The following is an 18,997-nucleotide window of genomic DNA, read 5'->3' as shown; positions in this document are numbered from 1 at the left end:
CGGGACAATGCGGGGATGCGTCTGGTCATCACCGCCGACACCCACGTGCCGAAGCGGGCCCGGGACCTCCCGGCGCCGCTCTGGGCGGCGGTCGACGCCGCCGACGTGGTGCTGCACGCCGGGGACTGGGTGGACGAGGCGCTGCTGGACGCGATGCAGGCCCGTTCCCGCCGGCTGGTCGGGGTCTACGGCAACAACGACGGTCCGCCGCTGCGCGCCCGGCTGCCCGAGATCGCCCGGGTGGAGCTGGCCGGGCTGCGGGTGGCGGTGGTGCACGAGACCGGCCCGCGCGCCCGGCGGGAGGAGCGCTGCGCGGCCCGCTTCCCCGACTGTGACCTGCTGGTCTTCGGCCACTCGCACATCCCCTGGGACACCCTGGCCCCCGGTGGCCTGCGGCTGCTCAACCCGGGATCGCCGACCGACCGCCGGGCCCAGCCGTACGCCACCTACCTGACCGCCCGGGTGGTGGCGGGGCGGCTCGACGAGGTCGAGCTGCACCGCCTGCCACCGCGCTGACGGCTCACCGGCCCCGGCCGGTCTCCGCCTGGAGTTCGTCGATCCGCTTCGAGGCCTCCGCCTTGGTCAGCCCCTCCGGCACCTCCGCGTCGGCCTCCCGGGCCAGCGTTGACAGGTACGACTCCTGGGCCGCGGTCGGCGGCTCCTCGCCGGTGACCCACTCGTCCGGGTCCTTGATCGCGCCCCGCGGGTCGGGCTGGCTGCTGCTGCGGTCCGTCATGATCTCCACCTTCCTTCGAACAGGCGTGCCAATACCCGGCCCGGCGCCGATTCATGCGCCCGGCGCCGGTTTCGTCGCGGCCGCGACCCGCCGACATCGGGCACCGCGCCGCCCGGGCACGGGGCGCATACGATCGCCGGGTGACGGCGAGCCGGGCGGGAGTGGTGGTGTCCGGCGCCGGCATCGCCGGCGTGGCGTGCGCCGCGGAGCTGCACCGTGCCGGCATCCCGGTGGAGGTTCGGGAGCGCGGCCGGGTGCCGGGCGGCCGGATGGCGAGCCGGCGCTTCGACGGCCGGCCGGCCGACACCGGCGCCGCCTACCTCACCGTCAGCGACCCGGACTTCGCCGCCGTGGTCGACCGGTGGCGGGCCACCGGCCTGGCCCGCGAGTGGACCGACACCTTCGTGGCGTACGGCGCCGACGGGCGCCGGGAGATGCCGGGCCCGATGCGCTGGGCGGGCTCCGGTCCCTGGTCGAACACCTGGCCCGCGAACTGCCCGTGGTGGTCGACCGGCTGGTGCTCGGCGTCGAGCCGGGCCCGGTGGTCGACGGGCGTCCCTGCGCCGCGGTGGCGCTGGCCATGCCCGGGCCGCAGGCCGCGCTGCTGCTCGACCCGGCGCTAACCCCGCGGCCACCCGGGCCACCCGGGCGCAGCGCTGGTCGCCCTCGCTCGCCGCGGTGCTGCGCTTTCCGACCCGCCGGTGGGCCCGGTTCCGGGGCGCGTTCGTCAACGACCACCCGGTCCTCGGCCTGGTCTGCGACGACGGCGACCGGCGGGGTGACGACGCGCCGGTGCTGGTCGCGCACACCACGCCGGGGTTCGCCGCCGGCCACCTGGCCCAGCCGACCGGGGCCGGCCCGGCCGTCCAGGCGGCCGTCCGGGACCTGCTCGGGCTGCCCGAGCCGGCGGACCTGGTGCACGTGCACCGCTGGACGTACGCCAAGCCGACGGCGCGCGCGGAGGGGACGTACCACCTCGACGCCGACGGCGTCGGGCTGGCGGGGGACGCGTTCGGCCCGCCCCGGGTGCAGAGCGCCTGGCGGTCGGGCCGCGACCTGGGCCGGGCCCTGGTCGACCGGCTGCGCTGACCCGCGGGCGCGCGCGGGCCGTCCACCGGTCGGAGGGCGTGCCGCCGGGTGTCGGGGTGGGCGGAAGGCCGCCCTGGCGGCTGGCAGGCGGGTCAGGCCCGGGCCGCGCCGGCGACCGGCTCGTCCGTCCGCTCCGCCGGGTCGGCGGTGCGCTCGCCCGCCCGGTCCAGCAGTTGCATCACCGGGGTGGCCGCGATCCCGTGCACCACCACCGAGACGATCACCACCAGGCCGACGGTGGCCCAGACCAGTTCCGCCTGCGGGAAGTCCGCCTTCGTGGTGGCGTACGCCAGGTAGAAGAACGAGCCGACGCCGCGGATGCCGAACAGCGCGATCACCCAGTGCTCGGCGGGCCGGCCGGGCGCGCCGCGCAGCGACAGCCAGCCCACCAGCGGGCGGACCAGGAAGACCAGCGCCAGCCCGACCGCGGCGGCCGGCCAGGTCAGCGGGGCGAGCAGGCCGCCGACCACCGCGCCACCGAAGAGCAGCAACAGCAGCACGGTCAGCAGCCGCTCGACCTGCTCGGCGAAATCGTGCAGCACGGAGTGGAACTCGTGGGTGCGCTCGGCGGCCCGGATCGCCCGGGCGGCCACGAACACGGCCAGGAAGCCGTATCCGCCGGCCACCTCCACCAGCCCGTACGCCAGGAAGGTCGCGGCCAGCGCGAGGAACCCCTCGGCGTGCCGGGCCAGCCGGAACGTGCTGGGTGCCCGGAAGAAGAGCTTGCCGAGCAGCCAGCCGACCAGCCAGCCGCCGAACACCCCGACCGCCACCTGGTAGAGCACGTCGACGGCGAGCCACCGGCCCAGCCAGTCGGCGGGGGCGAGGCTGGTGGTGGCGACGGCGATCGCCGCGTAGACGAACGGGAAGGCCAGCCCGTCGTTGAGCCCCGCCTCGGAGGTGAGCGCGAAGCGCACCTCGTCCTCGGAGTCCTCCACGTCGGTGGGCTCGCCGACCTGCACGTCGGAGGCGAGCACCGGGTCGGTGGGGGCGAGCGCCGCGCCCAGCAGCAGCGCGGCGGCCGGCACCAGGCCGGCCCACCACCAGCCGAGCAGGGCCACCGCCGCGATGCACACCGGCATCGCGATGGCCAGCAGCCGCCAGGTGGTCGACCACCGCCGCCAGCTCAGCGGCCGGTCGATCTTCAGGCCGGCGCCCATCAGCGCGACGATCACGCCGATCTCGGTGAGGTGGGTGGCGATCTCCTTGTGCACCAGCGGGTCCGGGTCGGGCAGGCCGGTGGGGAGCAGGAAGATCAGCATGCCGAGCGCGAGGAAGGCGATCGGCATGGAGAGCGGCCGGCGTTCCAGCACCCGGGGCAGGATGCCCGCCAGCAGCGCACCGAGACCCACCACCGCGAACGCGACGTCCACCGGCTCCACGACACCACACCCCTCGCCTCGCCCGCGGGTGCGGGCAGGTGGTGTCAGACCATGCCCCGCCGAGGGTGTCCGTATTCCTCCCCGCCGCGCGACGCCGGCGACGGTGTCACCGGCGGGCGGCGATGGGTGAATCGGGGAGCGCCGCCAGCAGCGCGGCCGGATCCTCGTAGACGGCCACCGCGCCGGCGCCGGCCAGCTCGCCGCGGCTGGTGCCGCCGCAGGTCAGCCCCACGCAGGGGACGTCCAGCTTGCCGGCGGCCGCGACGTCCCAGACCGAGTCGCCGACGAAGACCACCCGGGCGGCGTCCAGCCCGGACTGGTCCAGCGCGGCGACCAGGATGTCCGGCGCCGGCTTGCTCTGCGTGGCGTCCGCCGACGAGGTGACGGTGTCGATCACGTCGTCCGCGGCCAGTGCCCGGCGCAGGGCGGCCACCTCGTGTTCGGCGGCCGAGGTGGCGAGCACCACCCGCAGCCCCCGCTCGGCGCACGCCCGCAGCAGGTCGGCGGCGCGGGGCAGCGGTTCGAGCCGCTCCCAGTACTCGCCGTACAGGGTGTCGTGGGCGTCGCGCAGCCGGCCGTCGGCGTCGCGGTCACGCTCCGGGCCGAGCAGGTGGTCGAGCAGCTTGTCCGAGCCCATCCCGATGGCTCGGTGGATGCTCGCCATCGGCACCGGCCGCTCGTCCTGGCGCAGCGCCTCCCACCAGCTCACGGTGTGCAGATAGGTGGTGTCGACGAGGGTGCCGTCGACGTCGAAGAGGACTCCGGCGGGGTTGTCGGTGGGCATGACCGTCTCCTACCCGGTCGGGGTCCGGCTGACGCAGCCGGTCAGCCGGACGGCAACAGGATCTCGAACCAGACGGTCGACCCGCGTACGGTCGGGTCCGTCCCCCACGCGTCGCTCAGCTCCTCGATCAACCCGAGCCCGCGCCCCCGGCTGCTCAACGTGTCGGTCTGCGCCCGGGTGACGGTGCCCCGGGTGCCGGAGTCGGCGACCGACACCAGCAGCCGCTCCGGGCTGAGGTCGATCTCCACCCGGGCGGCGGTGCCGGCGTGCAGCAACGCGTTCGTGGTCAGCTCGCTGGTGCAGAGCACGGCCGCGCCGACCACCGACTCGGCCACCCCCCACTCGGCGAGCTGCCCGCTCATCCAGTGCCGCACCCGGCTCGGCGCGGTCGGCTCGGCCGGCACCTCCATGCTCGCGGAGCGGCTCGGCCGCAGCGCGTGCTCCACCGCCAGCACCGCGACGTCGTCCTCGGTGGCTCCGGGCACGGCCGCCGTGGCCACCGCGCACAACGCCCGGGGGTCGCCGCTGCCCGCGCCGGCGACCGCCTCGGCCAGCGAATCGAGGCCGGTGGCCAGGCCCTGCCGCCGCCGCTCCACCACCCCGTCGCTGAACAGCAGGAGGGTGTCGCCGGGGGCGAAGCGGACGGTGGTGGTGGCCGGCCGGCAGCCCAGGCCGAGTGGAGCCCCGGTGGGCACCTCCACGTACTCGGCGACCGGCTCGCCGGCCGGCGGGCACCGGCGGATCAGCGGGGCCGGGTGGCCGGCGCTGGCCAGGGTGAGCCGCTGCCGCTCGGCGTCGACCACCCCGAGCACCACGGTCACGAAGAGCTCGTGCGTGCCGGCCTCGGCGCCCAGGCTGGTGACCAGCCGGTCGAGACCGGCGAGGACGCTGTCCGGGCGGGGGTCGCTGAGCGCCAGCGCGCGCAGCGCCGCCCGGACCTGCCCCATCCGGGCGGCGGCCTGCACGTCGTGCCCGGCGACGTCGCCGAGCACCACGCCCAGCTCGCCGGTGGGCAGCAGGAAGGCGTCGTAGAAGTCGCCGCCCGCGGCGTTGCCGTCGACGCCGGGGTCGTACCGGGCGGCGATACGCAGCCGGGGCAGGTCCGGCAGGTGCTCCGGGAGCATGCTGCGCTGCAGCAGCTGGGCGGTGCCGTGCTGGGTCTCGAACCGGCGGGCCCGCTCGGCCGCCTGCCCGGCCAGCTCGGCGGCCGCGGCCAGCAGCGCGCGCTCGGCGGCCGACCAGGTGTGCGGGGCCTGGTAGCCGACGGCCAGACCGCCGCGTACCACGGAGGCCCGCAGCGGCACCGTGGCCAGCGCCCGGATCTTCTGGTCGTGCCGGTCCACCGCGGTCTCCCGCAGCGGCTGCCCGTCCCCGGCGAAGTGCGGCACCCCGCTGCGCGCCGCGACCACCACCGGGGCCGGCCAGTCCGCCGACGTCCGCCGCCACAGCGGCGGGAGCCGCTCGTCGGCCTCGTCGAGCAGCTCGCCGCGGATGCGCCGGACCAGCCGCCAGCCGCCGCCGCCCTCGTCGACGGCGAAGGTGACCAGGTCGGCGTCGAACGGGCTGATCGCGTAGCGCAGCGCGACCCGGGCCACGTCGTCCAGGGTGAGCGTGCCGGCGAGCGCGGCGGAGAAGTCGCTCAGGCTCTGCAGCTGCTGGGTGACCTGGGTGGTCTCCGCCGCCACGGCGAGCACCCCGACGGTCCGGCCGGCGCTGTCCCGCACCGGGGAGTAGCCGCGGGTGAAGACGGCGTGCTCGACCACCCCGGAGCCGCGGCGCAGCGGCAGGGTGGCCTCCTTCTCCAGGAACGGCTCGCCGGTGCGGTAGGTGTGCTCGACCGCGTCGCCGATGCCGGGAGCCCGCCAGATCTCGGCGAACACCTCCGGCGCCGGCCGGCCGACCGCCTCCGGGTGCTTGTCGCCGATCAGCTCGGCGTACCCGTCGTTGTAGAGCAGCAGGAAGTCGTCGCCCAGGGTGAGGGCCATCGGCACCGGGGAGGCCAGCACCACGTCGACCACCGCGCGCAGGGCCGGGTCCCAGCCCTCCGGCGCGCCCAGCGCGGTGCCGGCCCAGTGGTGGCCGAGGACGGCGGTGGCGGCGCCCGGGGTGGTCGGTGCCGCCGAGACCGGCGCTGGTGGCGTGGGTACCCGCCCGACCGTTCCTGGCATGACCGCAGCCTAGCCCGACCGCCCGTGGAGCATTCCCGATCATGCCCCGCGCGTCGCGCGGGACGCCTATTCGTGCAGGTCAGGGTTGGTCTGCCGCGACATGTCGGGAAAAACGTGGTGACCGGCGCGGCGTGCCGTCCGAGCGACGGGGTAAGCGCGCGGCGCAGTCCATGCGACAGGAGGGACATCATGCCGGAAACCCTGGCGGTCAGGCAGGTCGACATCGGCGACGCCGTGGCCGACATGTGGAGGTCGGTGCTGTTGTTCATACCGAGGGCCATCGCGTTCATCGCGATCCTCGTGGTCGGATGGCTCATCGCCAGAGCCGTCCTCAAGATCGTGGACACGGTACTGGAACGGTTGAACTTCGACCGGGCAGTCGAACGGGGCGGCATCAAGCGCGCGCTGGAACGCACCAAGTACGACGCCAGTGACATCCTGGCGAAGCTGGCGTACTACTCGGTGTTGCTGTTCACCCTGCAGTTCGCCTTCGGCGTGTGGGGCCCGAACGCGATCAGTGACCTGATCGCGGGCGTGGTCGCCTGGTTGCCGCGGGCCTTCGTGGCGATCGTCATCGTGGTGGTGGCGGCCGCGATCGCCAACGCCGTCCGGGACCTGGTGACCGGCGCGCTCGGCGGGCTCTCGTACGGCAAGATCCTCGCCGACCTGGCGGCGGTCTTCATCATCGCGCTCGGTGTGATCGCCGCGCTGAACCAGGTGGGCATCGCCACCACGGTGACCACGCCGGTGCTGATCGCGGTGCTCGCCACCGCGGCCGGCATCCTGATCGTCGGCGTCGGTGGCGGTCTGGTGCGGCCGATGCAGAGCCGCTGGGACCGCTGGCTGGACCGGATGGCCGAGGAGTCGCGGGCGGTGCAGCAGCAGCGGCAGGGGCAGACCGCGGGGCGCACCGACGTCGAGCGGCAGATGGCCGACCGGACGGGCGCCGAGCGCACCCGGGCGGCGGCGGCGCGCACCGAGGAGTCCGCGACGCCGATGGGCGGGCGTGGCGGTTACCAGTCCGGCACCATGAGCGACGAGACCCAGCAGTTCCGTCGCTGACGGGACCGGGCACGCACCCGGGGAGGGTGTCCGCGGTGGCGGGCGCCCTCCCGGCGTGCCGTCAGAGCGGGGGCAGCGGGCCCGGAGCCGGGGCGTCCAGCGCGCGGACCAGCGCGCAGACCGCCAGCAACCGGGTGAGCGTCCAGTCGGGGTCGGACCAGTCCGCCGGCCCGGTCGGCGGCTGCCAGCCGTGCTCCAGGGCGGCGGCGCGCACCCCCTCGGCGTAGCCGGCGAGGGCGGCGGCGCTCAGCGGCCGCCGGCACCCGCCCAGGCTGTCCCGCACGGCGGCGGCGTGCTGGTCGACCAGGGCGAGCAGGCCCGGCCGGGCGGTCGCGGCGGCGAGGCCGTCGGCGCCGACGGCGATGGTCAGGGCGGCGAGGGTGGACCGCGCCGAGTCGACGACGGTACGGGCGGCGACCCGGTTCGACGGCACACGCATGGGAAACGAGGCTAGCCAACCGGTCGCCCGGGTGACCTCGGCCGGTCGGACGGTGTCGGCTGCGCCACCGGTCGCCGGGGCCGGCCGAGGGGCTTAACCGGGCGCGCGCGGGGCACTAGGAGAACCGCCCGGAGGAGCGTGACCGGGAACAGGGAGGGACGGATGGGACAGCACGCGGACGGCCCCGACGAGGCCCACCGCCGACCGGCCGGGGTCAGCGACGAGACGGTGGCCGCCCTCGGCAAGCTCAGCGAGGCGCTGGAGTGCGTGGAGCGGGTCCGTGGCCACCTGTACTCGCTGCACCAGCTGGTCGGCCACGCCGACCTGATGCTGGACGACGCGGTGGAGATGTTCCGCGCCGCCGGGCACCCCGACCTCGCCGAGCGGATCGCCACCGACCTGCTCGGCCGGAACGTGATCGCCGGGCGGTGGACCTTCCAGATCGTCGAGGACTTCGACGACGGGTACTACGCGCTCTTCCGCGACCTGGACCGACAGGCCCGCGACCAGCTCGTCGGCGGCCGGCGACACCTCTACGAGGCGGAGATGAAGGAACGCCGCCGGAGCCGGGGCCGCCCCGGGCACGAGGCGCGCCCGGCGGCGGCGGGCTAGTCGCCGGAGCGGGCGTCGGCCGGCCGACGCCGGGCGGCGTCGTCGGCGATGATCACGGTCGCCACCATCAGCGCGACACAGAGGCTGAACAGCCAGGAGCTGTCCGAGACCAGCTTGGCCGAGACGGGAGCCTGGATCGCGGCCAGGAGGAAGCCCAGCCAGGCCAGGCGGCGCTGACGCGCGGAGAGGATGCCGGAGCCCTGTTGCATCCCGAAAGTCTTACGCGGGAGCCGGGGCTTGCCGTCAGCCGAACGGCCGATTCTGGATGAGCTGTCCGTTTTCCCGACTGTCCGGACGGCACTTTTTGTCTTAGCGGGGGAGACCCGAGCCGGCTGCCGTGGCTGCGGCAGGATGGTTCCCCGTGCCCGCCACCCCGCCGCCCCGCGCCTCGCTGCTCCTGCTCGCCTACCTCGCCTTCGTCAGCCTCGGCCTGCCCGACGGGCTGATCGGGGTCGGCTGGCCGTCGATCCGGGCGGATTTCGGCGTGCCCACCGAGGCGGTCGGCCTGGTGCTCACCGCCGGCACCGTGGGCTACCTCACCTCCAGCGTGCTCGCCGGGTTCACGCTGGCCCGGCTCGGTGTCGGCCGGCTGCTCGCCGGCAGCACCCTGCTGGCCAGCCTGGCGCTCACCGGGTACGCGTCCACCCCCGCCCTGGCCCTGATGGTCGGCTGCGCGCTGCTGCTCGGCCTCGGCTCGGGCGCGATCGACTCCGGGCTCAACGCGTACGCGGCGGGCGCCTTCGGCCCGCGGCACATGAACTGGATGCACGCCTTCTTCGGCCTCGGCGTGGCGATCGGGCCGTTGATCATGACGGGGGCGCTCACCGCCGGGCTGGCCTGGCGGTGGGGGTACGGCATCGTGGCCGCCGCCCAGCTCGCGCTGGCCGCGGCGTTCGCGCTGACCGTACGCGCCTGGCGGGACCGCCGGCCGGTCCCCGGCGCCGCGCCGGCCGCCCCGGGGGAGGGTGGCCTGCCGGCGGAGGTCCGCGTGCCGGCCGGCGTGGGCGGCGCCCCGTCGGCCGCGCCGGCGACGCTCGCGCCGGTACGGGTGCGTGAGACGTTGCGCCTGCCGGCGGTCTGGTTCGGCGCGCTGGCGTTCGCCGTCTACGTGGCGATCGAGGTGGCCGCCGGGCTCTGGGCGTTCCTGCTGCTCACCGAGGGCCGCGGGCTGAGCGCGACGGTCGCCGGGCTCTGCGTGTCCGGCTACTGGGGCAGCCTGTTCGTGGGGCGGGTGGTGCAGGGCGTGGTGGCCGAGCGGCTGGGCGCGCCCGTGGTGCTGCGCGTGAGCCTGCTCGGGATGGCGGTCGGCGCGGCGCTGATCGCCCTGCCCGCCCCGGCCTGGCTCGCGGTGGCCGGCCTGGTCGTCGTCGGCTTCGCCGCCGCTCCGGTCTTTCCGCTGCTCACCCTCACCACCGCCGACCGGGTCGGGGCCGCGCACGCGGACCGGACCATCGGGCTGCAGATCGGGGCGGCCGGGCTGGGCGGAGCGCTGATCCCGGCCGGGATCGGGGTGCTGCTCGGCAACACCTCGGTGGAGCTGCTCGGCTCGGCGCTGGTGCTGCTCGCGGTCGGGCTGATCGCCCTGCACGCGGCCGGAACCCGGCGCGCCTGACCACCCCGTCCGCGGCGGCGGATCCGGGTACGAAAGGACCGTCGAGGGCCCCTCCGTGCCCGGATCTTCCGGAAACAGCCGGGGTCAGAGGGTGTCGGGACCGGTGCGTCCGGTGGTGGAGGGGCGGTAGGCGCGGTCCCGGTCGGTGGGCTCCCGGCCGGCGCCGGCCGGCTCGCCGCCCCGGTCCACCGCCTCCGGTCCGTGGCCGAAGGCGGCCTCCTCGCCGGCGTCGTTGCCGGTCACGTCGTCGGCCTGGCCGTCCAGCGTCGAGCGTGCGACGGCCCGGTCCAGTTCCTCCAGCGACGTCCGTTCCTCGTTCCGCCACACCTTGTTGTCGTCGGTCATGCCATCGCCGTACCCCGGCCCGGTGGGCGCAAACGGCACGGCCGGGCCGGTGGGTGCCCCGCGGCGGCGGGTGCTCCGGACACGGCGATGGCCGCCGGTACGCCGGCGGCCATCGGAGCTCGTGCCCGGGGGATCAGGGCTGCGGCCGGTCGACCTTGCCGCGCCAGGCGCCGGTCTCCTGCCCGCGCCGCTCGATGAACTGCTTGAACCGCTCCAGGTCGCCCTTGGCCCGCCGGTCGACGATGCCGAGCTTGTCGCCGGCCTTTTCGACCACGCCGTGCGGCTCGAACTCGAGTTGCAGGGTGACCCGGGTGTGTTCCGGGTCCAGCCGGTGGAAGGTCACCACGCCGGCCTGCTTGGTGCCCCCGGTGGAGCGCCAGGCCACCCGCTCGTCCGGAAGCTGCTCGGTGATCTCGGCGTCGAACTCCCGCTTCACCCCGGCGATCTCGACCGTCCAGTGCGTCATCGTGTCGGTGAGTTGCCGGACCTCCTGCACCCCCTCCATGAAGTGGGGGAACTCCTCGAACTGGGTCCACTGGTCGTACGCGGTGCGCACGGGTACGGAAACGTCCACATGTTCGGTAACGCCGCTCATCAGGCATCCTCCTCTTCTCCGCCGGCCCGTTCCGGATTCGCGGGCGATCCGGTCACCAGCGGGTCGTCTCGTTCTTGTGGCCGAGCGCCGCCCACACCTCCGAGACCGTCTCGTAGCGGGTTCCGTCCGGCAGTCGCTCCAACTCGGCGACGATGTCGTCCGGGGCGTCGTTGTCCCGCGCGTTGGCGATCAGCGCCGCGCGGTCGCCGGGCAGGGCCGCCATGGTGATGAACCGGCCCAGCCGGCTGCGCCGCTCGACGTCCTGGGAACTCATCCCCTTCGGCGCGCCGGTGCGCAGCTCGCCGGCCGGGGCGGTGGTCGCCTCCGGCTGGTCCTCACCGGCCGGCTCCGGCACCCGGGCCTCGTCGACCCGCGAGCCACCGGTGCCGGGCCCCTGCAAGAGGCCGGCGACCTCCTGGCTCATCTGCTCGTCGAGCCTCGGTCCGTGCTTGCTGTTGCCACGCTCCATGCCTGTTGCGCTACCCGGCGGGACCGGCGATAAACCCGGCAAGCGGTCACGTACCGGCCGGCTGCTTCGGTGGCAGCACCGGCTCCTCGGGGTCCGGATCGCCGGCCTGGAGCGCCCGCCCGCGCTGCAACTCCGCGTTGATCTGCACTCCCAGCATCAGCGCCGAGTTGGACAGGTAGAGCCAGACCAGGAACGCGATCACCGCGCCGAGACTGCCGTAGGTGGCGTCGTACGAACCGAAGTTCGCCACGTACAGGCCGAAGCCGAAGCTGGCCGCCACCCAGGCGAGCAGTGCCACCGCGCCGCCGGGGGTGAGCCAGCGGAACCGCGGTTGCCGCACGTTGGGGGCGATCCAGAACAGCAGGGAGAGCAGCACCATCATGATCGTTGCGAGCAGCGGCCACTTGCTCACGCTCCACACCGTCCGGGCCAGGTCGCCGGCGTCGACCAGGTCGCCCACCGCGTCGGTGACCGGGCCGCTGACGATCAGCCCGGTGGCCACCACGGCGAGCAGGACCAGCGACACCCCGGCCAGGCCGATCTGCAGCGGGCGCAGCTTCCAGAACGGCCGCCCCTCGGACACCCCGTAGATGGCGTTGGAGGCGCGGGTGAACGCGCCGATGAACCCGGAGGCCGACCAGAGCGCGCCGAGCAGGCCGAAGCTCAGCAGCACCCCCGCCGAACTCTTCTGGTCGACCACGTCGCGGACCACCCCGACGAAGCCCTCGTTGGCCACCACCGAGCCGGCGCCGATCTCCCGGGCCAGGTCGAGGACGGTGTCGACGGTCCGCTCGCCGTCGGAGACGAGCCCGACCAGGGAGACCACCACGATGGTGGACGGAAAGAGCGCCAGCACCCCGTAGTAGGTCAGCGCCGCGGCCCAGTCCGCGCAGTTGTCGGTGACGAAGTTGCGGGCGCTGCGCACCAGCACGCCGCGCCAGGTCCGCCAGCTCAGCTGGCGTACCCGCCGGGGCGCCCGCAGGCCCCGTTCTCCGCCGAGCGCCGCACCGGGCTCCGTCGTCGTCATGGCCCGCTCCCTGTGCCCCGGCCACCGGATGACCGGCTCATCCGGTTCTCGCCTGGCCCGCCGGTACCCAGGCCCGGAAGCCCACAAACGGCCCCCGTCGGGCAGCCGCCCGCATCGGCGCCGACACCCGGCGGGCCAGGCCGGGCGCGGTTTGCGGCCGCCGATCCGCGGGAACGGATACAGGTCACGCGGAACCGTCGACACGGAGGAGGACGAGATGCCCGGGCGTGAGGTACTGCCCAGCACGTTGCGACGCTCCCCGGCGAAGGCGCAGCGCACCTGGGAGAAGACGCACGACTCGGCGGTGGAGACCTACGGCGAGGGGGAGCGGGCGCACCGCACCGCCTTCGCCGCCGTGAAGCACGAGTTCGAGAAGGTGGGCGACCACTGGGAGCCCAAGGGCCGCAAGGGCCCGAGCGACCGGCAGGCGGCCGGTGGCGGACCGGAGCGCCGCGCGCCCACCGCCGGTGGGGTGGACGCCAACGCCACCAAGGACCACCTCATGAAGGTCGCGCGCAAGCTCGACGTCCCCGGCCGGTCCACCATGACGAAGCCGGAACTGGTCAAGGCGATCGAGAAGGCGAACAACCGGCAGACCGCCAAGGCCCGGGAGACCGGCAAGTCGCGCGGCCGCTGAGCGACGTCCCGGAACACCCGAAGGGGTGGCCGTCCGACCGGACGGCCACCCCTTCGGCGGCTCACCAGTGGCCGCCGCCGGGCGCCTCGATGTGCACCGCCTTCGTGGCGGTGAACTCGTCCAGCAGTTCCGGGCCGTACCCGAAGCCGTGGCCGCTGCCGCGGCGTGGATGCGCGGCACCGCCCGGCGCGCCGCCGAAGACCGCGTTGACCTTCACGGTGCCCACCGGCAACTCGCGCCAGGCCCGCTGGGCGTGGCTCATCGACCCGGTCAGCACGGTCGCCGCCAGCCCGTACGGCGAGTCGGCGGCGCAGCGCAGCGCCTCGCTGAACGAGTCGACCACCACCACCGGGGCGACCGGCCCGAACGTCTCGTCCCGGACCACCGGCATGTCGTGCCGGCAGTCGGTCAGCACCGTCGCCGGGTAGAACGCCCCCGGCCCGTCCGGCAGGGTGCCGCCGGTGCGGATCCGCGCGCCCTCCGCCACCGCGGCGGTCACCTGCCCGTGCACGTGGTCCCGGTGCCGCCGGTCGACCAGCGGGCCCAGCTCGGTTTGCGGATCGTGGCCGGGCCCCGTGCGCAGCGCCCGGGCGCGCTCCACCAGCGCGTCGACGAAGTCCTCGGCCAGGTCCCGGTGTACGTAGATGCGCTCCACCGCGACGCAGATCTGCCCCGCGTTGGCGAACGCCCCGGTGGCCGCCTGCCCGGCCGCCCAGACCGGGTCGACGTCGGCGTCGACCACCAGCGGGTCGCTGCCGCCGTTCTCCAGCAGCAGCTTGGCGCCGGTCCGGGCGGCGGCCGCGGCGATCGCCCGGCCGGTGCCGGTGGAGCCGACGTGGGCCACCACGTCCACCTCCTGGGCGGCCAGCGCCGCGCCGACCTCGGGCCCACCGATCAGCAGCGACAGCACCCCGGCGGGCAGCGCGCTGTCCAGCGCCTTCGCCAGCAGCCAGCCGGTCGCCGGGGTGCGCTCGCTCGGCTTGTAGAGCACCACGTTCCCGGTGACCAGGGCCGCGCCGAGCAGCCCGCAGGAGACCGCCACCGGGTCGTTCCACGGGGTGATCGCGGCGACCACGCCGCGCGGCTGCGGCGCCATGAAGTCGAGCGCGTGGTGGGCGCCGTGCAGGGTCCGCCCGCCCCGCACCGGGGCGAGTTCGGCGTACTGTCGCAGCGTGCCGATCCCCGCCTCGACGCCACCGCGGGCGTCCGCCAGCGGTTTGCCCATCTCGGCCGTGGTGGCCTCGGCCAGCTCGTCGGCGACCGCCGCCACCGCGTCCGCGGCCCGGTGCAGCGCCGCCGCCCGTTCCGCCGGGGCCGTCGCCGCCCACTCCGCCGCGGCGCCGCGGGCCGCCTCCACCGCCTTGCCGACCTCGTCCGCCGTCGCCACCGGCACGGTGCTGACGGGGGTGCCGTCCGCCGGGTCGTGTACGACCAGCTCGCCCCCTTCGCCGCCCGCGCCCCACACTCCACCTATGAGCTGCGCAACCGTGTACATGCGGGGGTGGATGCCCCGGGCCCGGCGAGGCAAACGCGTTTCGCCCGGTTCCTGGTCGGGTAGGCGGATCGGATGAGTTCCACCGGCGCGGAGAGCGCGGACGCGGTCGTCGTCGGGGCCGGCCACAACGGCCTGGTGGCCGCCAACCTGCTGGCCGACGCGGGCTGGGACGTCCTGGTGCTGGAGGCGACCGGCGCGGCGGGTGGCGCGGTCCGCTCGGCCGAGGTGACGGCTCCTGGCTACCTGAGCGACCTGTACAGCTCGTTCTATCCGCTCGGCTACGCCTCGCCGGTGCTGCGCCGGCTGGACCTGCAGCGGTACGGCCTGAGCTGGCGGCACGCCCCGGACGTGCTGGCCCACCTGCTGCCGGACGGGCGGGCGGCGGTGCTCAACCGGGACCCGCAGGCTACGGCCGCGTCGCTGGAGGCGTTCGCGCCCGGCGACGGTAAGCGCTGGCTGAACGCGTACACCGACTGGCTCGAGGTCGCCGAGCCGATGCTGGACACCATCACCACGCCCTTCCCGCCGGTGCGCGGCGGCCTGACGCTGCTGCGCCGGCTGCGGGTCTCCGGGGCGCTCCGGCTGGCCCGCCGGCTGGTGGTGCCCGTCCGCAAGCTCGGCGACGAACTCTTCGACGGCGCCGGCGGCCCGGCGCTGCTGGCCGGCTGTGCCCTGCACACCGACCTGTCCCCGGAGGAGGCCGGCTCCGGGGTGTACGGCTGGCTGCTGGCGATGCTGGGCCAGCAGGTCGGCTGGCCGGTGCCGGCCGGCGGCGCGCAGCGGATCACCGACGCGCTGGTGGCCCGGTTGACCGAGCGCGGTGGGCGGGTCCTCTACGGCGCCCGGGTGGACCGCGTGCTCACCGCCCGCGGCCGGGCGATGGGGGTGCGCACGGTCGGCGGGGCGCTGTGGCGGGCCCGCCGGGCGGTGCTCGCCGACGTGCCGGCTCCGGCGCTCTACCTGGACCTGGTCGGCGCGGCGGCGCTGCCGCCCCGGCTGGTGGAGGACCTGGCGCACTTCCGGTGGGACGGCTCGACGCTCAAGGTGGACTGGGCGCTGTCCGCACCGGTGCCGTGGACCAACCGGGCGGTGGCCACCGCCGGCACCGTCCACCTCGGCGCGGACCTGGACGGGCTGACCGGCTACGCCGCCGCGCTGGCCCGCTCCGAGGTGCCGCGCGACCCGTTCCTGCTGGTCGGGCAGATGTCGGTGGCCGACCCGAGCCACTCGCCGCCCGGCACCGAGTCGCTCTGGTCGTACACCCACCTGCCGTTCCGGCGGCACTGGCGGGCGGAGGAGATCGCGGCGCAGGTGGAGCGGATGGAGGCGGTGCTGGAGGCCGCCGCGCCCGGCTTCCGCAGCCTGATCGTCGGCCGGCACGTCGCCGGCCCGGCCGACCTGGAGGCGGGCGACCCGAGCCTGGTCGGCGGCGCGGTGGGCGGCGGCACCTCGGCCGCCTACCAGCAGTTGTTCCTGCGGCCGATCCCCGGGCTGGGGCGCGCGGACACACCGGTGGACCGGCTCTTCCTGGCCAGCGCGTCGGCGCACCCGGGCGGCGGGGTGCACGGCGCGCCGGGCGCGAACGCCGCGCGGGCCGCGTTGGCCCGCGACCGGGCCGGCACCGGCCGGGTGTACGCGGCCGTCATCGACGCCGCCCACCGCACCGTCTACCGCTGACCGGCGGGGTCGCGGGTCCGCGGGCCGCGCTGCCGCCGCTCGGCGTCCGCACCAGCCTGCCGCGCCACCTGGGCACGACACGATCAGGTGCGGAGCAAAGGATCGACGGCGCGGTGCCGACCCGGCGGGGTGGCGTCACCCGCCGTGATGACACGGTGAGTGACGCCGCTGCCGGACCGTGCCCGGCCGCCCCGTCAGCGCTCGATGTTGCGGTGCTTGCTGCGCAGCCTGAACGGCATCAGCGCGCTCTCGATCTTGGTGGCGGTGGTCATCTTGGACGCGCCGTCACGCCGCTCCTCGAAGCGGATCGGCACCTCCAGGATGGTGTGCCCCAGCTTCGTGGCCAGGTAGTGCATCTCCACCTGGAAGCTGTAGCCGTTGGACTGCACCCGCTCCAGGCCGATGTCCCGCAGCGCGTCCGCGCGCCAGATCTTGAACCCGGCAGTGAGGTCGCGGATCCGCACCCGCAGCAGGGTGTGCACGTAGAGGTTCGCCCAGCCGCTGAGCGCCCGCCGGTAGAGCGGCCAGTTCTCGTCCAGCTCGCCACCGGGGACGTACCGGGAGCCGATCACCACGCCGGCCTGGGTGGAGAGCAGCGCGCCGAGCATGCCGGGCAGCGCCTCCGGCGGGTGCGACAGGTCGGCGTCCATCTGCGCCACGTACTCGGCGCCGCCGTCGAGCGCGCGCCCGATCCCGTCCACGTACGCCCGGCCCAGGCCCTCCTTGCCGGCCCGGTGCACGACCTCGATCCGCTCCGGATGTTCGATGGCCAGCTTGTCGGCCACCTCGCCGGTGCCGTCCGGCGAGTTGTCGTCGGCGACCAGGATCTTCAGGCCCGGCAGGGGCAGGGCGAGGAGCCGCTCGACCAGCACCGGGAGGTTGCCCGCCTCGTTGTAGGTGGGGACCACGACGGTCAGGCGTGCGTCCCGCCAAGGTGCGGGCAACTGCACGGGTTGGATCATGTCGGACATCCTCGGTTTGCGGACAGGGTTCCCTGAGAGGGTAGCCAGTTGCCACATCCGGGTGGGAAAGGCTCCCCGTCCGGGCGGTCACCGCCGGTCCGCGCGGGGCTGGCGAGGCGTCGACGCCGGTCAGCGCCGGCGGCGCGCGAGGCCGGTGAGGGCGATGCCGACGCCGGCCAGGACGAGGCCGGAGACGGCGGGTTTGTGCGTACCGACCCAGAGGGCGGCGGAGCTGGAGCGGGCCCGGTCGGTGAAGACCCCGGCCGCGCCCCGGTCCCGCTCGTCGTCACCGGGATGGTCCAGATTGTCCCGCCAGCTGGCCGGGTCGATCGGGGTGCCGGTCTGCTGGCTGTCGTAGCCGTCGCGGGCCAGCTTCCGGTCGAGCAGGCCGGGGATCAGGGCGTCCGCGAGCCGGGCCCGCCACGTCGGGCCGCCCACGTTCAGCTCCCGTGGCCCGTGGTCGGCGGCCCACAGGATGGCGCGGGCGGCGACCTCCGGGGCGAAGATCGGGGGCACCGGCTGCGGGTGGCGGGGGAGCCGGGTGCGCACCCAGGAGAACTGCGGGGTGTTGATCGCCGGCAACTGCACCATCGACAGCCGGACCGTCGGGCAGTCGTGCAGCAACTCGGCCCGGAGCGAGTCGTTGAAGCCCTGCACGGCGTGCTTGGCCGCGCAGTAGGCCGACTGCAACGGGATGCCCCGGTAGGCGAGCGCCGAGCCCACCTGCACGATCGCGCCCCGGCGGTGCGCCCGCATGTGCCGCAGCGCGGCCAGCGTGCCGTGCACGGTGCCGAGGTAGTTCACCTCGGTGACCCGCCGGAACTCGGGGGCGGTGATCTCCCACGCCGGCGCGAAGACCGAGAGCATCGCGTTGTTGATCCACACGTCGATCCGGCCGTACCGGTGTACCACGTCGTCGGCGGCCTGTTGCACGGCGCCCGCGTCGGCCACGTCGACCCGGTAGGTCCGTACCTCGGCGGCGCCCAACTCCCGGCAGTCCCGCTCGGCGGCGGCCAGCCCGGCCGTGCCGCGGGCCAGCAGCGCCAGCCGCGCCCCCCGCTCGGCGTACGCCCGGGCCACCGCCCGGCCCACGCCCGCGCTCGCGCCGGTCACCACCACGGCCTGCGTCATTCGTCCGCCTTCTGCCGGGTGGCGATGTCGGAGAGGCGCCGGAGGGTCTCCTTGTTGCGCTGGTGCAGCACCAGGTCGTTCAGCTTGGTGCGCACCCAGCGCAGCGGTCCGGCCGCGAAGTCCTCACCGATGCGGACGCGGGTGGCTCCCTCGCCGACCGGCTCCAGGGTGAAGGCCACCCTCGCCTCGCCGGCCGGCCAGAGCCCGGCCCTGATGAGGAGCCGGCGCGGCGGTTCGCAGGCGAGCACCGTCGAGGAGTCCTCCAGCGAGAACGGCCACGGCCCGGCCCGGTGGTGCAGCTCGCTGCCCACCCGCGGCCAGGCCTCGTCCACGCCGCGGACGTGCACCGTGCCGACCACCCAGTCGCTGTACGTCCAGCCGTCGGCCAGCACCGCCCACACCTGTTCCGGCCGTGCGTCGATCACTTTCTCCACAATCGCCACTGCGCTCCCATACCCGCGTTGCCCCCGGGGCTAACAGGCGGGCCGGGTTAGCTTCTCCGGGGCGGCGGGTAAGGCCAGCGCGGGCGGCCGTGCGGACGCCCCGGGCGTACGCGGTGCGGCACCGCGTTGAAGATGATGTTTACTCCCCGGGGCGCAGGGAACCCGCCGGCTGTGCGACAGGACCAGGTGGACGCGGATCAGCGCAGGTCAGCCGGGGTGAACGCCGGTGCTGACCGGGCCGGGTCCGGGCCCTTCCTGTTCGATGCGGTGTTGCTGGATCGGGACGGCACGTTGGTGGAGGACGTGCCGTTCAACGGTGATCCGGAGAAGGT

Annotated in this window: 21 protein-coding genes and 1 pseudogene; 8 read left to right on the top strand and 14 right to left on the bottom strand. The window is 75.1% G+C overall.

Translation table 11 applies throughout. The features are described from left to right. The first annotated feature begins 15 nt into the window (after positions 1 to 15). Positions 16 to 516 carry a metallophosphoesterase family protein gene (locus tag AC1WTP_RS29380; protein ID WP_481652489.1) on the top strand — a complete coding sequence of 167 codons (501 nt, stop codon included), beginning with the start codon at positions 16 to 18 and terminating at the stop codon, positions 514 to 516. 4 nt (positions 517 to 520) lie between these two features. On the opposite strand, the gene AC1WTP_RS29375 is transcribed toward AC1WTP_RS29380, so the two are convergent. Next, entirely contained in the window at positions 521 to 736 is a 216-nt protein-coding gene (locus tag AC1WTP_RS29375; RefSeq protein WP_481652488.1) for a DUF3072 domain-containing protein, read from the bottom strand. Between the two features lie 161 nt (positions 737 to 897). Between AC1WTP_RS29375 and AC1WTP_RS29370 the strand changes: the two are divergent. Further along, a pseudogene (locus AC1WTP_RS29370) lies at positions 898 to 1,825 on the top strand (NAD(P)/FAD-dependent oxidoreductase). Positions 1,826 to 1,917: 92 nt separating this feature from the next. Here AC1WTP_RS29370 and AC1WTP_RS29365 read toward each other — a convergent pair. From AC1WTP_RS29365 to AC1WTP_RS29355, 3 genes are all read right to left on the bottom strand, one after another. Beyond that, the gene (locus AC1WTP_RS29365; protein WP_481652487.1) at positions 1,918 to 3,207 is read right to left on the bottom strand and encodes a cation:proton antiporter; all 1,290 of its coding nucleotides are present in this window, start codon (positions 3,205 to 3,207) and stop codon (positions 1,918 to 1,920) included. A gap of 106 nt (positions 3,208 to 3,313) precedes the next feature. Further along, positions 3,314 to 3,991, bottom strand: a complete 678-nt coding sequence (locus AC1WTP_RS29360) for an HAD family hydrolase (protein ID WP_481652486.1) — start codon at positions 3,989 to 3,991, stop codon at positions 3,314 to 3,316. A 41-nt stretch (positions 3,992 to 4,032) separates the two neighbouring features. Then, positions 4,033 to 6,159, bottom strand: coding sequence for an ATP-binding SpoIIE family protein phosphatase (locus AC1WTP_RS29355; protein WP_481652485.1), 2,127 nt, complete (start codon positions 6,157 to 6,159; stop codon positions 4,033 to 4,035). 189 nt (positions 6,160 to 6,348) lie between these two features. Here AC1WTP_RS29355 and AC1WTP_RS29350 point away from each other — a divergent pair, with 189 nt between their 5' ends. Continuing rightward, positions 6,349 to 7,221 (top strand): membrane protein, encoded by an 873-nt coding sequence (locus tag AC1WTP_RS29350; RefSeq protein WP_481652484.1) that lies wholly within the window; start codon positions 6,349 to 6,351, stop codon positions 7,219 to 7,221. A 61-nt stretch (positions 7,222 to 7,282) separates the two neighbouring features. Here the strand turns inward: AC1WTP_RS29350 and AC1WTP_RS29345 are convergent, their stop codons facing one another. Next, on the bottom strand, positions 7,283 to 7,660 hold the full coding sequence (locus AC1WTP_RS29345) for a DUF6401 family natural product biosynthesis protein (protein WP_481652483.1): 378 nt from the start codon (positions 7,658 to 7,660) through the stop codon (positions 7,283 to 7,285). Between the two features lie 162 nt (positions 7,661 to 7,822). Here AC1WTP_RS29345 and AC1WTP_RS29340 point away from each other — a divergent pair, with 162 nt between their 5' ends. Then, positions 7,823 to 8,272 (top strand): hypothetical protein, encoded by a 450-nt coding sequence (locus tag AC1WTP_RS29340; RefSeq protein ID WP_481652482.1) that lies wholly within the window; start codon positions 7,823 to 7,825, stop codon positions 8,270 to 8,272. Here AC1WTP_RS29340 and AC1WTP_RS29335 read toward each other — a convergent pair. Beyond that, positions 8,269 to 8,481: a hypothetical protein gene (locus AC1WTP_RS29335; RefSeq protein WP_481652481.1), complete on the bottom strand. Its 213-nt coding sequence runs from the start codon at positions 8,479 to 8,481 to the stop codon at positions 8,269 to 8,271. The two genes, AC1WTP_RS29340 and AC1WTP_RS29335, sit on opposite strands and share 4 nt — an antisense overlap. Before the next feature lie 152 nt (positions 8,482 to 8,633). Here AC1WTP_RS29335 and AC1WTP_RS29330 point away from each other — a divergent pair, with 152 nt between their 5' ends. Continuing rightward, positions 8,634 to 9,884, top strand: a complete 1,251-nt coding sequence (locus AC1WTP_RS29330; protein WP_481652480.1) for an MFS transporter — start codon at positions 8,634 to 8,636, stop codon at positions 9,882 to 9,884. Positions 9,885 to 9,968: 84 nt separating this feature from the next. On the opposite strand, the gene AC1WTP_RS29325 is transcribed toward AC1WTP_RS29330, so the two are convergent. The 4 genes from AC1WTP_RS29325 to AC1WTP_RS29310 form a co-directional block, all read right to left on the bottom strand. Further along, positions 9,969 to 10,229, bottom strand: a complete 261-nt coding sequence (locus AC1WTP_RS29325) for a hypothetical protein (RefSeq protein ID WP_481652479.1) — start codon at positions 10,227 to 10,229, stop codon at positions 9,969 to 9,971. A gap of 133 nt (positions 10,230 to 10,362) precedes the next feature. After that, complete coding sequence (locus AC1WTP_RS29320) at positions 10,363 to 10,824, bottom strand: SRPBCC family protein (protein WP_481652478.1); 462 nt, start codon at positions 10,822 to 10,824, stop codon at positions 10,363 to 10,365. Positions 10,825 to 10,876: 52 nt separating this feature from the next. Next, positions 10,877 to 11,293: a DUF2795 domain-containing protein gene (locus AC1WTP_RS29315; protein WP_481652477.1), complete on the bottom strand. Its 417-nt coding sequence runs from the start codon at positions 11,291 to 11,293 to the stop codon at positions 10,877 to 10,879. Between the two features lie 46 nt (positions 11,294 to 11,339). Beyond that, positions 11,340 to 12,320: a YihY/virulence factor BrkB family protein gene (locus AC1WTP_RS29310; protein ID WP_481652476.1), complete on the bottom strand. Its 981-nt coding sequence runs from the start codon at positions 12,318 to 12,320 to the stop codon at positions 11,340 to 11,342. Between the two features lie 217 nt (positions 12,321 to 12,537). On the opposite strand from AC1WTP_RS29310, the gene AC1WTP_RS29305 reads away from it, so the two are divergent. After that, on the top strand, positions 12,538 to 12,957 hold the full coding sequence (locus AC1WTP_RS29305) for a ChaB family protein (RefSeq protein ID WP_481652475.1): 420 nt from the start codon (positions 12,538 to 12,540) through the stop codon (positions 12,955 to 12,957). Positions 12,958 to 13,018: 61 nt separating this feature from the next. Here the strand turns inward: AC1WTP_RS29305 and AC1WTP_RS29300 are convergent, their stop codons facing one another. Continuing rightward, the gene (locus AC1WTP_RS29300; RefSeq protein ID WP_481652474.1) at positions 13,019 to 14,452 is read right to left on the bottom strand and encodes an aldehyde dehydrogenase family protein; all 1,434 of its coding nucleotides are present in this window, start codon (positions 14,450 to 14,452) and stop codon (positions 13,019 to 13,021) included. Between the two features lie 72 nt (positions 14,453 to 14,524). On the opposite strand from AC1WTP_RS29300, the gene AC1WTP_RS29295 reads away from it, so the two are divergent. Next, complete coding sequence (locus tag AC1WTP_RS29295; RefSeq protein WP_481652473.1) at positions 14,525 to 16,129, top strand: phytoene desaturase family protein; 1,605 nt, start codon at positions 14,525 to 14,527, stop codon at positions 16,127 to 16,129. Between the two features lie 194 nt (positions 16,130 to 16,323). Here AC1WTP_RS29295 and AC1WTP_RS29290 read toward each other — a convergent pair whose 3' ends face one another. From AC1WTP_RS29290 to AC1WTP_RS29280, 3 genes are all read right to left on the bottom strand, one after another. Further along, on the bottom strand, positions 16,324 to 17,091 hold the full coding sequence (locus tag AC1WTP_RS29290) for a polyprenol monophosphomannose synthase (protein WP_481652472.1): 768 nt from the start codon (positions 17,089 to 17,091) through the stop codon (positions 16,324 to 16,326). A gap of 129 nt (positions 17,092 to 17,220) precedes the next feature. Further along, the gene (locus AC1WTP_RS29285) at positions 17,221 to 18,222 is read right to left on the bottom strand and encodes an SDR family oxidoreductase (protein WP_481652471.1); all 1,002 of its coding nucleotides are present in this window, start codon (positions 18,220 to 18,222) and stop codon (positions 17,221 to 17,223) included. Next, on the bottom strand, positions 18,219 to 18,647 hold the full coding sequence (locus tag AC1WTP_RS29280; RefSeq protein WP_481652470.1) for an SRPBCC family protein: 429 nt from the start codon (positions 18,645 to 18,647) through the stop codon (positions 18,219 to 18,221). Before AC1WTP_RS29280 ends, AC1WTP_RS29285 begins: the two co-directional genes overlap by 4 nt. A 153-nt stretch (positions 18,648 to 18,800) precedes the next feature. Between AC1WTP_RS29280 and AC1WTP_RS29275 the strand changes: the two genes are divergently transcribed. After that, positions 18,801 to 18,997, top strand: a 197-nt coding sequence (locus tag AC1WTP_RS29275; protein WP_481652525.1) for a hypothetical protein, incomplete at its 3' end; no start/stop codon positions are given.

It is taken from the genome of Micromonospora sp. R311 (assembly GCF_056780015.1).
The sequence above is the reverse complement of the archived record's forward strand: the minus strand, read 5'-3'. Positions and strand labels throughout refer to the sequence as shown.